The organism is Amycolatopsis sp. CA-161197 (assembly GCF_050942255.1).
GTDB lineage: Bacteria > Actinomycetota > Actinomycetes > Mycobacteriales > Pseudonocardiaceae > Amycolatopsis.
Genome location: NZ_CP192059.1, coordinates 5,030,963 through 5,043,574, shown reverse-complemented (window position 1 = coordinate 5,043,574; position 12,612 = coordinate 5,030,963). Strand labels below are relative to the sequence as shown.

Here is a 12,612-nt window from a genome sequence, read left to right as displayed (position 1 = left end):
GCGGCGGCGACCAGCGGCGTTCTGTGAGGGGATCCCTTAGCGCGGCTAACACCTCCGCTCACCCCGGTGGCGCGAGGTCCTCCGGGGTGGTGCCCTCGGCGACCGTGACGTCGTCGAACCAGCCACTGCTCGGCTCGCCCGGCGGCCGGTCGAACGTGCTGACGTACGGCTTCAGGTCGAGGATCGGCGTGCCGTCGAGCAGGTCGACCCCGGCGAAGCGCACCGTGTTCCCGCCGACCTCCACGATCCGCACGAGGCTCAGCCCGATCGGGTTCGGCCGCCGCGGCCCGCGCATCGCGAAGATGCCCATGCGCCGTTGCTCGCGCCGGAGCAGGTACGGGACCTGGGTGAGGCTGGTCAGGGGCCGGTCCGGGCGGTCGAGCCAGCTCAGCAGCCAGGCGTAGTCGAAGCCGGCCAGCCCGTCGAGACCTTCGACGTACTCCTCGGCGAGTTCGAGCACGCCCTCCTCACCGCGGTTGGCCCCGGCCTGCACGGGCGTGCGCTCGAGTTCCGTCCGGGCCGTGCGGACGAATCCGATGACGGGCAAGGGACATTCCATTCAGGACCGCTCCACCGTGGACAGTTTGGCGAGGGTGTCGACCAGCGCGGGCCACGCCGGTCCGTCCGCCACGACGACGTCCAGGTGCCCGGCGCGGGGTACCAGCACCAGCTCCGCGCCGATCGCGGTCGCGTAGTCGCGGGACAGCTGCGGGGGCAGCGCGGTGTCGAGCTCTCCGTGGAAGAGGACGACGGGCCCCGGTGGCGTGCCGAGCGCGGCGGGATCGGCCTCGGCGTAGCGCTCCGGCACGTCCTCCGGTCCGCCGCCCATCAGCCGGTCGACGGGACCTTCGGGATCACGGCGGTGGGCGTCGGCCAGGGCGGTCACCGGAGCGAGCGCGACGACCCCGGGCGCACCGGGGCGGTGCGCGGCCCACAGCCCGAGCGTGCCGCCGGCCGAGTGCCCCAGCACCACCACCCGCGCCGGGTCGATGCGGCCCGGCGCCTCGCGCTCGATGAGGCCCGGCAGCGTGTCCACGGCGAGCCCGGTGTCGGCGAAGGTCTCGGGCCAGCCACCACCGCCGCCGGGCCGGCGGTACTCCACGTTGGCCACGGCGAACCCGTGGCGCGGCAACGCCCGAGCCAGTGGTTCGACGTACCCACGGTCGACGTCGAGCCGCCAGGATCCGCCGTGCAGCACGAGAACGAGGGGCGCGAGAGCGATGCCGGGGAAGAACACGTCGGCGAGCTGGTCGGTTTCCGGCCCGTACCGCACGGTGAGGTCCATGCCGGCCAGCCTAGCGAGCGTCCTGCTCCAGGTTGCCCAGCTTCGGGACCAGCACAAGCGAACCGAGCACCAGGCACCCACCCACCAGGATCGGAACCCGGACGCCCGCCGCCGTGCCGAGGACGCCGCCGAGCGCCGCGCCGAGCGGGATGCCGCCCCAGCCGATGAGGCGGTAGGCGCTGCTCACGCGGCCGCGCAGCTCACGCGGGACCAGGCGCTGGCGCACCGAGACGGCCTGCACGTTCCAGACGACGATGCCGAAACTGCCCAACGCGTACATTCCGCCCACGAGCACCACGGACGTCGCGAACGACGTCACCACCAGGGCGGCACCGATGGCCGTGATCGCGAGGCCGATCCGCGCGCCGAGCGGCAACCGCCGCTTCAGCGGCCCCGCCACGAACGACCCCAGCACGCCACCGGCGGCACCCGACGCGAGGACCAGACCGTAGGCGAACTCCGGCGCCCGCAGCGTCTGGACAACCAGCAGCACCAGCACCGAAGTCGCGAGCTGCACCGCCAGCGCGGCGAGCCCGAGTTCGAACGCGAGCAGGCGCAGCCCGTGGTGACCCCAGAGCCAACGGACGCCTTCGGCGATCTCCGCGCGCATCGACCGACCCGAGCGCGCCGGCACGGCGGGCCGCGCCCGGACGAACCACATCAGCACGGCGGCCAGCGCGAACGACGCCGCGTCCACGACCAGCGGCGCCCCCGCCGAAGCCGCGAACAACGCCGCCCCCAGCGGCGGCCCGACGAACTGCAACCCGATCACCTGGCTGCCCTGCAACCGGCCGTTCGCCGCGTCAAGCCGTGCCGGCGCCACGATGTCGGGCAGCATCGCCGTGGATGCGTTGTCGAACACCGTCTCCGCGCACCCCAGCGCGAACGCCAGCGCCACCAGCACCCCGACCGGCGGTGTCGCCAGGAAAACCCACGCCGCTGCCGCCGCCACGACGACGGCGCGGACCGCGTCCGTGCGCCACATCAGCGTCCGGCGGTCGTGGCGATCGGCCAGCGCCCCGCCGAACAGGGAGAACACCAGCCACGGCAGGGATCCGGCCGCCGCGACCGCGCTCACGGCTCCCGCCGTGGGCGACACTGCCACGGCGAGCAACGGCAGCACTGCGACTCGCACGCCGTCGCCCACCACGGACGCCGACGCGGCCGCCCAGACGCGCGCGAAGTCCGGGCCCAGCCGTTCCCCCTGCCCCACCGTCACCCGGCCATCCTGCCAGTGCGGGGGTCCGGACCACCACGGCAACGCGGGGTGGGCGCCTCCCACCCCGCGACCGTCCTACTTCACCACCTGGACCACGTCACCCGGGTGGAGTGCGTTGTAGAAGGTCACCGCGTCGGCGTGGGAGAGGTGGACGCAGCCGTGCGACTGCACCTTCAGGCTGCCCTGGTGGAACGCCACCCCGGTGGTCGTGAAGAAGACCGAGTACGGCATGGGCCCGTTGAACTGCTTGCTGTAGTGGTCGATGTCCTTGTACTGCACGCGGAACGTGCCGGCCGGCGTCGGGTACGCGGGTTTGCCGACCGTGATGGGCACTCCGCCGCGCACGACGTTTCCGTTGTCCATCAGCCAGGCCGTGCCGGTGTGCAGCTGCACGCAGGCTTTCGCCCGGGGGCCGCACGGCGCGGTGGCCGCGTTCGCACTGCCGGCGGAGCCTATCGTGGCCGCGACCGCCGCCGCGACCGCCAAGGCTGCCGTGATCCTCCATTTCATCGTGCTGCCTCCCGTTCAGTCACCGGAAGAATTCCCCGGCCGGCGAGATTCCAACCAACCGTGATCAGAGCGCGCGCCAGGACAGCGGCGACAATGTCAGCGCGGCCGTGGCGAGACGGCGGGCCGTCTCCGTGAACAACCCGGCACACGCGGAGTCGACCCACTCGTCCACTGTGGACACACCCGATGAGCGGTACTCCAGCGCCTGCAACAGCATTTCCAGCTTGTCGGCGTCCTTCGCGCATCGCGCCTCAGCAGACTCCCGCGCCTCGTACTCGTCGACGGCCTCGCGCACCACGGCACGCGAACGCGACGGCAACGCGGTCGTCTGGTCCGCCGTGATCGCCCGCGGATCCGGTTTCACCAGGTACGGCCCGGCCGAATGCGGGAGATCACCCGTCCGGGTCTCCTGCGTGTCGTGCCAGAGGGCCAGGAACGCCGCGCGCTCGGGCGACGCGCCTTCCTCCGCGGCCAGCAGCGCCGCGAGCTGGGCCGCCCGCAGGCTGTGCTCGGCCACCGACTCCGGGTCGCGCACACCGGCCTGCCACCAGCCGCTGCGGCGGACGCGTTTGAGCACCCCGAGCTCGTACCCGAAAGCCGCCAGCGCACCGGCCTCATCAGTCATGGCCGACAGCGTAGATCAGGGGTTGAGCACGCGATCGGTGTAGAAGCGCGTGATGTGGTCGGCCACGAGCTCGGCCGCGCGATCCCCGTCGCCGGCCTCGATGGCGCGCAGGATCTGCTCGTGCTCGGTCACCAAGTCGGCCGCGACGGCCCGCCAGTCGGGCAGGCGCGCGAACGCCGCCGCCATCTCCGACTCGACGGCGCCCCGCAGCGCCTGCATGAGGTCGGTGGCCAGCGCGTTGCCCGAGATCCGGGCGATGGTCACGTGGAACTCGGTGTCCAGCGCGTTGAACTGCTGGTACTCCTGGTCCGCCGCGCGCATGCCCTCGACCAGCTCGGCGAGCCGGGCCACGTCCTCGGGTGTGCGGGCCGCGGCCGCGCCGCGAGCGGCGTTGCGTTCGAGCTGCACGCGCGTCTCGACCAGATCGGCCAGGCTGATCCGCGCGAGCGCGAGGTGCAGCCGCAGCAGGTTGGTCAGTGCCGGGGTCGACCGCGCCGTGACGACCGAACCCGCGTCGGCGCCCGAACCGGTGCGCGCCTCGATGATCCCCATGGCTTCGAGTGCGCGGAGGGCTTCGCGGACGCTGGTCCGGCTCACACCCAGCGCGCTCACGAGCTCGCGTTCGCTGGGGAGCTTCTCCCCCGCGCGCAGGCTGCCGTCGAGGATCTTCTCCTCGATCTGCGCCAGGACCTGTTCGTGCATCCGCACGCGGCGCACCGGCTCCCAGGCCGCCTCGGTCGTCATGACCGGCTCCCCGGTGTTGTTTCCGGCGTCGTTTCCGGCATCACGGTGGTCACGCTCCTCCTCGGGTTCGTGCGACCCGGTCAAGGATGGACGCGGCGAGAGGGTCTGCCTGCGAACCCCGCCGGGCGGGGTCCGATCACAGTGGCGCGACCGGCCCGGAATCTCACCGGAGTTCCTCTGCACCGCGTAGTGCTCACTCAAGGTAATCGGAGCTCGCAGCCAGTGTCAATATGACCTCTTTGTTGGTATGACCACACTTACTAATTCGGCCAAAAGTAGGCCGACCCCACCCCTCACGTAACCGTTGCCACGAAGCCATTCGGCCGTGACTGTGGCCGGATCAGCAACCGTCGGCACAGTCGGCACACGATCCGACGTACCCCAGTGACCGTTCGCGCTCCTCCGCGCGGAACGCGAGGGCGAGCAGGACGTCACCCAATCGGTCGAGCACCGGCACCGCGTCGGCCGGCGCTTCTCGCGCCGCCCGCCGCGACACCGCCCGCGCGAGCTTCAACAGCCCGGCCGCCGCGCTCAGCCCACCGAGCACCTCGAACCCGCGCGGCACCGCCAACGGACCGAGGTCCCGGGCCGCCCGCCACAGCCGGGGCAGCTCGGGCACCGGCACCCCGGCGGCGAGCGCGTCGGCCAGTTCGAGCAGCTCATACTGGACGTCGAGCAGCACCGCCTCGTCGTCGGCCGGCAAGGTGCACGTCGACACGGCCGCGCCGATCGCCGCGTTGGCCTCTTCGACGGCGTCGCGCGCGCTCACGGCACCATCCACGACAGCACCGGCGTCGACTGCAGGTACACCAGCACGCACATCAGCGGCACGAACACCGCCGACGCCGCGAGCACCCGCCGGAACAGCAGGCCCTCCTTGCCCGCGAGGCCCACGGCGCTCGCGCCGATCGCGAGGTTCTGCGGGCTGATCATCTTCCCCAGCACGCCGCCGCTGCTGTTCGCCGCCGCCATCAGCACCGGTTGCAGCTGGGCCCCGTGCGCGGCCGCCACCTGCAGCGCTCCGAACAGCGAGTTCGACGACGTGTCCGAACCCGTCACCGCCGTGCCGAACCAGCCCAGCAGCGGCGAGAGCAGCGCGAACAGCCCGCCGGCCCCGGCGAGGAACAGCCCGAGCGTGGCCGTCTGGCCCGACATGTTCATCACGTACGCCAGTGCCAGCACCGCCATCACCGTGAGCCCGGCGGTCCGCAGCTGCACGATCGTCTGCCCGTAGGCGCGGACCGCCTCCCGCAGCGGCACTTTGAGCAGGAACGCGGACACGACCCCGGCGATGAACAGCACCGTGCCACTGTCGGCGAGCCAGTCGAACTTGAACGACACCAGGCTCAGCGGTTTGCCCTCCGAGGTCGCGATGTGCAGGCCGGGCCAGCTGAACGTCTTCGTCGTCGTGGCCAGCGCCGCGGCCACCACCGGGATGGCGGCGATCGAGAACAGCACGATGATCGTCGCGTACGGCGCGAACGACCGGAGCTGCTCCACCCGCGAGTCGACCACCGTCCGCTCGCGCACGGCCACCCCGCCACCGCCGGAAACCGGCTGCGCGGCACCACCGGGCACACGGTCGGGCGCCCGGTCCGGCGCGTCGGCCGGCTTCGGCCGCCAGAACCGCAGCAGCACCAGCACGGCAGCGGCGGACACGAGCGAAGCCGCGATGTCCGTGAGCTGCACCGGGCCGAAGTTCGCCATCAGGTACTGGACCACGGCGAAGCTCACGCCGCACACGAGCGCGGCCGGCCACGCCTGCCGCAGCCCGCGGCGTCCGTCGAGCACGATCATGAGCACCAGCGGCACGATCAGGGCGAGGATCGGCACCTGCCGCCCGGTCATCGCGGCGAGGTCGTCGAGCGGCAGCCCGGTCACTTTCGCGAGGGTGATCACGGGCAGCGCGACGGCGCCGTACGCGACGGGCGCGGTGTTGGCGATCAGCGCGACCGTCGCCGCCTTCAGCGGTTTCAGCCCGACAGCCACCAGCATCACCGAGCAGATCGCGACCGGCGCGCCGAAACCGGCGAGCGCCTCCAGCAGGGCGCCGAACGAGAACGCGATGATCACGCCCTGCACCCGCTGGTCGTCGCTGATCTTCGCAAAGGTGCGCCGCAGCACGTCGAAGTGCCCGGACACCTTCGTCATCTGGTAGATCCACAGGGAGTTCAGCACGATCCACAACGCGGGGAACAGGCCGAACGCCGCGCCTTCGAGCGCGGAGTCGAAGGCCGGGCCGGCGGGCATGCCGTAGACCGCGATGGCGACCACGATCGACAGCACGAGCGCGATGACCGAGGCCAGCCAGGCGCGGACGCGGAACACGCCCAGCAGCACGAACAACACCAGCAGGGGCAGGGCGGACACGAGGGCGGACCAGCCGAGGCTGCCGCCCAGTGGCGCGGGAACCTGTGTGTACACAGGTCACCTCCGGGACTCTCGTCGTTGAGAGGGGGTGAGAAGGGTGGGGACTGGGGCTGGGCTCGTCAGAACACCGGGGTCTCGGTGTAGGAGCCGAAGACATCACGCAACGCGCCGGTGATCTCTCCCATGGACAGGTGTGCCTTCACGGCCTCGATCGTGGCGGGCATCAGGTTCGCCGCCGGATCGGCCGCCACGGCGAGCAGGTGCTCCATCGCCGCCTTCGCCCGGTCTTGGTCCCGGTCGGCCCGCACCTGCTTGAGGCGCGAGAGCTGCCGGGCTTCGGACTCCGGGTCGAGCTTGTGGGTCTCGATCTTCTCGCCTTCGCCTTCGTCGACGTACTTGTTGACGCCGATCACGGGCCGGTCGCCGCTGGCCTTGCGGCGCGCGTAGTCGTAGGCGGTGTCGGAGATCTCGCGCTGGAAGAAGCCCTGCTCGATCGCGGCGACCACACCGCCGAGCTCCTCGATCTTCGTGAAGTAGTCGTGGATGCCCTGTTCGAGGCGATCGGTGAGGTTCTCCACGTAGTACGAGCCGCCGAGCGGGTCGATCACGCTGGTGACGCCGGTTTCGTCGGCGATGATCTGCTGCGTGCGCAGCGCGACCTTCATCGCCTGCTCGCTCGGGATCGTGTAGGCCTCGTCGAGACCGTTGGTGTGCAACGACTGCGCACCGCCGAGCACGGCCGAGAGCGCCTGCAGCGCGGTGCGGATGATGTTGTTGAGCGGCTGGGGTTTCGTCAGCGTGGCCGCCGCCGTCTGCGCGTGGAACCGCAGCCGCATCGACTGCGGGTTCTGGGCGCCGAAGGTCTCCTTCATCATCTTCGCGTAGAACCGCCGCACCGCGCGGAACTTCGCGACCTCCTCGAACAGGTCGGCCTGGCTCACGAAGAAGAACGACAGCCGCGAGGCGAACTGGTCCACATCGACCCCGGTGGCGACGACGTCCTCCACGTAGGCCTTCGTGATCGCCATCGTGAACGCGATCTCCTGCAGCGCGTTCGCCCCGGCCTCGCTGATGTGGTAGCCGGAGATGTTGACGGGGTTGTAGCGCGCCATGTGTTCGCTGGCGTAGACCACCGTGTCACGCACGATCCGCATGCTCGGCCGGACCGGGAACACCCACTCCTTCTGCGCCACGTACTCCTTGAGGATGTCGTTCTGGATCGTCCCCGAGAGCTTGTTGAGGTCGTAGCCGCGCTGCTCGGCCACAGCGACGTACATCGCGAGCAGGATCCACGCCGACGGGTTGATCGTCATCGACACGCTGATCTTCTCGAGGTCGATCCCGTCGAACAGCGCCTCCATGTCGGGCAACGTGTCGATCGCGACGCCCTCGCGGCCGACCTCGCCGAGGCTCATCGGGTCGTCGCTGTCCAGGCCCATCAGCGTCGGCATGTCGAAGTCGACGGACAGGCCGGTCTGGCCCTGCGCGATGAGGTACTGGAACCGCTTGTTCGTCTCCTCGGCCTGGCCGAAGCCCGCGATCTGGCGCATGGTCCAGGTGCGGCCGCGGTACATCGTCGGGTACGGGCCGCGCGTGTACGGGTAGCGGCCGGGCAGGCCGATGTCCTGCCAGTCGTCGGGCAGGTCGGCGGGGGTGTAGACGCGCTGCACCTCCATGCCGCTGCCGGAGCGGTAGACCTCGCGCGATTCGGGCTGGCGGTTGACGAACGCCGCGAGCTCGTCGCCCTCCCAGCCGGCGAGCTCGCGCGTGACCGCCTCGACGAGCGCCTCGGTCGTCAGTGCCCGTTCCGCCGGGGCCGGGTCGTGCTCGTTCACCACAGTTCCTCCTCGTCAGTCGTCACACCCGGCCGCCCGACCAGGCGGCGCGCGGCGGAAAGCGGGTCCTCGCGCCGCGCGGTCACGTCGTCCACCGCCCGGTCGAACGCGGGGACGCCGGGGCGCAGCCCGTCGAGCACGAGCTGTTCGGCGACCCACCGGATGCGGGTCGCGCTGTTGCGCCGGGCGCGGCGCTCGCGTTCGCCGTGCTCGGTCATCCACGCCAGGTGCGCGGCGAACCGCTCGGCGAGCTCGGGCACCCCGTCGCCGGTGGCGGCGACGGTCTGCTGGATCGGCACGTTCCACTGGTGCGGCTTGCGGTGCGAGAGCCGGAGCATGTCGCGCAGCTCGGCCACGGTCTTGGCCGCGCCTTCGCGGTCGGCCTTGTTCACCACGTGCACGTCGGCGATCTCCAGCAGGCCGGCCTTGATCGCCTGCACGTCGTCGCCCATGCCCGGCACGCTCACCACGGCCACGGTCTGGGCCGCGCTGATCACGTCGACTTCGGCCTGCCCGACGCCGACGGTCTCGAGCACCACCACGTCCTTCCCGGCTGCGTCGAGCACGGTGATCGCGTCGAGCGTGGCGCGCGAGAGGCCGCCGAGGGCGCCCCGGGTGGCGACGGAGCGGATGAACACGCCCTCGTCCCCCGCGAGGCCGGTCATCCGGATGCGGTCGCCCAGGATCGCGCCGCCGCTGAACACGCTGGACGGGTCCACCGCCAGCACGCCGACCGTCTTGCCGTGGTCGCGGTAGTGCTCGGTCAGCGCCTTGACCAGGGTGCTCTTGCCGCTGCCCGGCGGCCCGGTGAGGCCGAGCACGTGGGCGTTGCCCGCCTTGCCGTGCAGCTCGGCGAGCGCCTCGTCGACGCCAGTGGTGCGCCGCTCCACGAAGGTGAGCATCCGCGCGATGGCCGGGTGCTCCCCCGCGAGCACCCGGCCCACCACGTCGGCCGGGGTCTTCACGACCCACTTCCGAGGCGGCGCAGCAGGTCGCGGTCGTCGATCACCCGCCGCGCCTTGAACTCGGTGCGGTCGAACGTCTTGTACTCCACCGGCACCACGTGCGCGCCGACGCCGAGCGCGCGCCGCAGCTTGTCCTCGATCGCGCGGGCCCAGCCGTCCAGAGTGGACTCCGCGACGCCGCGGTGCTCCACCTGCACGGCGAGGGTGTCCATCGTGGACTTGCGGCTGATCACGATGCGGTGCTCTCCGCCGTAGCCCTCGGCGGCCATCACCACGTCGTCGATCGCGCTCGGGTACACGTTCTCGCCGCGCACGGTGAACATGTCGTCGATGCGCCCGTAGATGCCCTGCGGCAGGAACGGGTAGGTGCGGCCGCGGTCGGCCGAGGGCGCTTCCCAGCGCGTGAGGTCGTTCGACAGCAGCCGGATCATCGGCTGGCTGGTGCGCTCCAGCGTGGTGTACACGGGGGTTCCCTCGCGGCCGTAGTCCACCCGGTGGTGGTCGACCGGGTCGCACACCTCGGTGTAGACGAGGTCCTGCCAGGCGAACACACCCGGCTCGTGGTTCGCGGCACCCAGGTGCATCCACGGGCTGACCTCGGCCATGCTGCCCGAGTCGTACACCTCCGCGTCGAACGCCGCTTCGATCCGGCCGCGGATCGTCGGCACGCTGGCACCGGGTTCGCCGGAGAAGAACAGCTTGCGCAGCCCCAGATCCGCCGGGTCCACGCCCTCGTCGGCGGCGACCTCGGCCAGGTGCAGGGCGTACGACGGCGTCCCGTAGAACACGGTCACGCCCATCTGCTTCATCCACATGACCGTGCGGGCGGTCTGCCCGGGCGTGCCGGCGCCGAACGGGAACACCCGCGCGCCGAGGCGCTCCGCGCCGATGTAGGCGCCCCAGGAACCCCAGTACAGGCTCAACGGCGAGGCCACGAGCACGGTGTCGGTTTCGCGGATGCCCATCCCCCACATCACGCGGGCGTGGGCGTTGGCGACGCTGCGCCAGTCGCGCTCGCCGATGCCGAACGCGGTCGGGCGGCCGGTGGTGCCCGACGTGCCGTTCACGTGCTTGACCTCGCCCGGATCCACGGCGAGGTAGCTGCCGAACGGCTCGTGGGCCGCCTGGTCGGCGCGCAGCTCTTCCTTGCGCACCACGGGAACCTTCTCGAAGTCCGACAGGTCGCGGATGGCCGACGGGTGGATCCCCGCCTCCTCCCACTTGCGCCGGTAGAACGGCGCGTGGTCCCACGCGTAGGCCATCACCTCGCGGATGCGGGCCAGGATCGCCTCGTCGCGGTCGGCCGCGGGCATCGTCTCCCGCCGCGGGAACCAGTGCTGCTGCCCGGACGGCGGGCGGTAGGTCTCGTCGTAGCGCGGCGGCCAGCTCCACTGCTCCATCGAGGTTCCGTGGCCGGAGTCCATCGGGTCCATCACGCCTCCTCTGCGACGCCGGCCAGCGCGCGGATGCGCTCGACGATCGTCTCCGGAGTGGTGTCCTGGCCGAGCACCTCGGCGACGCCCATTTTCTTGAGCGTCTCCTCGTCCTCGTCCGGCATCACGCCGCCGGCGACGATCGCGAAACCGGGCCGGTCGGGCATCGCGTCGATCAGCTCGAAGATGCGGGTGAAGATCGGCAGGTGGGCGCCGGAGAGCAGGCTGACGCCGAGCACGTCGACGTCCTCCTGCACGGCCGCTTCCAGCACCTGCTCGGGGCTGCGGTGCAGGCCGGTGTAGATCACCTCCATGCCCGCGTCGCGCAGGGTCCGCGCGACGACCTTCACACCCCGGTCGTGGCCGTCCAGCCCGATCTTGGCCAGCATCACCCGGATCGGTTCGCCACCGCTCTCACCCACCGTGTCCACACCTCGTTCCACGACCTGAACTACAACTGGTCTTGCCTTGCATGTGGTCTGACCATAGAAGTGAGCGTACGGAATGTGCAACCCTGGGAGCCAGCACCACCCGGCCGCAGGAAGGCGGTAGTGACCGACGTGAGCACCGTTTCGGCCCGCAGACAGGGGGCGGTCGGCCGGCTGACCGTGAACCGTCCGGAGGCACTGAACGCGCTGGACCTGCCCATGATCCGGGCGATGCTGACCGCCCTCGACGAGTGGGAGTCGGACCCGGCCGTGACCGCCGTCGTGCTCGACGGCGCCGGCGACCGGGCGTTCTGCGCGGGCGGCGACATCGGCGTGGTCCATTCGTCGGCCGTCGGCGATCCGGCGGTCGCGCTGACGCTGTGGCGCGAGGAGTACCGGCTCGACGCCCGCCTCGCGCGCTACCCGAAACCCGTCGTCGCGCTCATGGACGGCATCACCATGGGCGGCGGGATCGGGATCGGCGCGCACGCGGCGGTCCGGGTCGTCACCGAACGCTCGGTGCTCGCGATGCCGGAGGTCGCCATCGGCCTCGCGCCCGACGTCGGCGGCGCGCTCCTGCTCGCCCGCGCACCCGGGGAGCTCGGCCCGCACCTCGCCCTGACGGCGGGCCGGGTGGGCCCCGGCGACGCGGTCCACTGTGGACTCGCCGACCACCGCGTACCCGCCGGTCGGCTGGCCGCGCTCGTCGACGATCTCGCCGCCGGTGCGGCACCCGAACCGGCCGTGGCGAAGTACGCCGAGGATCCCGGGCCGGCGCCGCTCGCGGCCGCGCGGTGCTGGATCGACCACGCGTACGGCGGCGCGAGGACCGTCGAAGACGTGCTGTACCGCCTCGACGCCATCGACGAGCCGGGGCCCCGCGAGGCTGTCGCCGCGATCACCGCGGCCGCCCCGACGGCGCTCAAGGTGACGCTGCGGGCGGTGCGCCAGGCCCGCGCCATGAGCACGATCGAGGAATGCCTGCGCCAGGACTTCCGCCTCTGCAGCCGGTTCCTCGCGCATCCCGACCTGGCCGAGGGCATCCGGGCGGCGATCCTCGACAAGGACCGCGCACCGCGCTGGCGCCCGGGCGCCCTCGCCGAGGTGGACGACGATTCCGTCGAGGCGTTCTTCGCGCCGCTGGCCGACGAGCTGGACCTGCCCGAGCCCGATCACCTGCTCCATCCGTAGCAGTCCA

Annotated in this window: 13 protein-coding genes; 1 reads left to right on the top strand and 12 read right to left on the bottom strand. The window is 71.6% G+C overall.

The features are described 5' to 3' along the window. Window positions 1–58: 58 nt before the first annotated feature. From tsaA to ACQPXB_RS23920, 12 genes are all read right to left on the bottom strand, one after another. Window positions 59–547, bottom strand: a complete 489-nt coding sequence (gene tsaA, locus ACQPXB_RS23975; protein WP_432856121.1) for a tRNA (N6-threonylcarbamoyladenosine(37)-N6)-methyltransferase TrmO — start codon at window positions 545–547, stop codon at window positions 59–61. A 12-nt stretch (window positions 548–559) separates the two neighbouring features. Further along, on the bottom strand, window positions 560–1,285 hold the full coding sequence (locus tag ACQPXB_RS23970) for an alpha/beta hydrolase family protein (RefSeq protein WP_432856118.1): 726 nt from the start codon (window positions 1,283–1,285) through the stop codon (window positions 560–562). Window positions 1,286–1,295: 10 nt separating this feature from the next. Beyond that, entirely contained in the window at window positions 1,296–2,504 is a 1,209-nt protein-coding gene (locus ACQPXB_RS23965) for an MFS transporter (RefSeq protein ID WP_432856115.1), read from the bottom strand. A 75-nt stretch (window positions 2,505–2,579) separates the two neighbouring features. Next, complete coding sequence (locus ACQPXB_RS23960) at window positions 2,580–3,014, bottom strand: L,D-transpeptidase (protein ID WP_432856112.1); 435 nt, start codon at window positions 3,012–3,014, stop codon at window positions 2,580–2,582. Window positions 3,015–3,078: 64 nt separating this feature from the next. Further along, complete coding sequence (locus ACQPXB_RS23955) at window positions 3,079–3,639, bottom strand: HD domain-containing protein (protein WP_432856109.1); 561 nt, start codon at window positions 3,637–3,639, stop codon at window positions 3,079–3,081. A gap of 15 nt (window positions 3,640–3,654) precedes the next feature. Next, window positions 3,655–4,383 (bottom strand): FadR/GntR family transcriptional regulator, encoded by a 729-nt coding sequence (locus ACQPXB_RS23950; RefSeq protein ID WP_366586923.1) that lies wholly within the window; start codon window positions 4,381–4,383, stop codon window positions 3,655–3,657. Between the two features lie 340 nt (window positions 4,384–4,723). Beyond that, on the bottom strand, window positions 4,724–5,152 hold the full coding sequence (locus ACQPXB_RS23945; RefSeq protein ID WP_432856106.1) for a hypothetical protein: 429 nt from the start codon (window positions 5,150–5,152) through the stop codon (window positions 4,724–4,726). After that, window positions 5,149–6,807, bottom strand: coding sequence for an L-lactate permease (locus ACQPXB_RS23940; protein WP_432856103.1), 1,659 nt, complete (start codon window positions 6,805–6,807; stop codon window positions 5,149–5,151). The genes ACQPXB_RS23945 and ACQPXB_RS23940 overlap by 4 nt, the downstream gene beginning before the upstream one ends. Window positions 6,808–6,872: 65 nt before the next feature. Then, window positions 6,873–8,588 (bottom strand): methylmalonyl-CoA mutase family protein, encoded by a 1,716-nt coding sequence (locus ACQPXB_RS23935; protein ID WP_366586931.1) that lies wholly within the window; start codon window positions 8,586–8,588, stop codon window positions 6,873–6,875. Next, the gene (gene meaB / locus ACQPXB_RS23930) at window positions 8,585–9,553 is read right to left on the bottom strand and encodes a methylmalonyl Co-A mutase-associated GTPase MeaB (RefSeq protein ID WP_432856098.1); all 969 of its coding nucleotides are present in this window, start codon (window positions 9,551–9,553) and stop codon (window positions 8,585–8,587) included. The genes ACQPXB_RS23935 and meaB overlap by 4 nt, the downstream gene beginning before the upstream one ends. Beyond that, a complete protein-coding gene (locus tag ACQPXB_RS23925; RefSeq protein ID WP_432856095.1) occupies window positions 9,550–10,986 on the bottom strand; it encodes a phenylacetate--CoA ligase family protein in 1,437 nt (478 codons plus the stop codon). Before ACQPXB_RS23925 ends, meaB begins: the two co-directional genes overlap by 4 nt. Continuing rightward, window positions 10,986–11,408 carry a cobalamin B12-binding domain-containing protein gene (locus ACQPXB_RS23920; protein ID WP_366586938.1) on the bottom strand — a complete coding sequence of 141 codons (423 nt, stop codon included), beginning with the start codon at window positions 11,406–11,408 and terminating at the stop codon, window positions 10,986–10,988. The genes ACQPXB_RS23925 and ACQPXB_RS23920 overlap by 1 nt, the downstream gene beginning before the upstream one ends. A gap of 129 nt (window positions 11,409–11,537) precedes the next feature. On the opposite strand from ACQPXB_RS23920, the gene ACQPXB_RS23915 reads away from it, so the two are divergent. After that, window positions 11,538–12,605, top strand: a complete 1,068-nt coding sequence (locus tag ACQPXB_RS23915) for a 3-hydroxyisobutyryl-CoA hydrolase (RefSeq protein WP_432856092.1) — start codon at window positions 11,538–11,540, stop codon at window positions 12,603–12,605. Window positions 12,606–12,612: the final 7 nt, after the last annotated feature.

Bases quoted from the DNA above. Each gene is read 5' to 3' on its own strand.
- ACQPXB_RS23970 (WP_432856118.1), bottom strand. From the start codon at position 1,285: ATGGACCTCACCGTGCGGTACGGGCCGGAAACCGACCAGCTCGCCGAC.
- ACQPXB_RS23960 (WP_432856112.1), bottom strand. From the start codon at position 3,014: ATGAAATGGAGGATCACGGCAGCCTTGGCGGTCGCGGCGGCGGTCGCG.
- ACQPXB_RS23955 (WP_432856109.1), bottom strand. From the start codon at position 3,639: ATGACTGATGAGGCCGGTGCGCTGGCGGCTTTCGGGTACGAGCTCGGG.
- ACQPXB_RS23950 (WP_366586923.1), bottom strand. From the start codon at position 4,383: ATGACGACCGAGGCGGCCTGGGAGCCGGTGCGCCGCGTGCGGATGCAC.
- ACQPXB_RS23925 (WP_432856095.1), bottom strand. From the start codon at position 10,986: ATGGACCCGATGGACTCCGGCCACGGAACCTCGATGGAGCAGTGGAGC.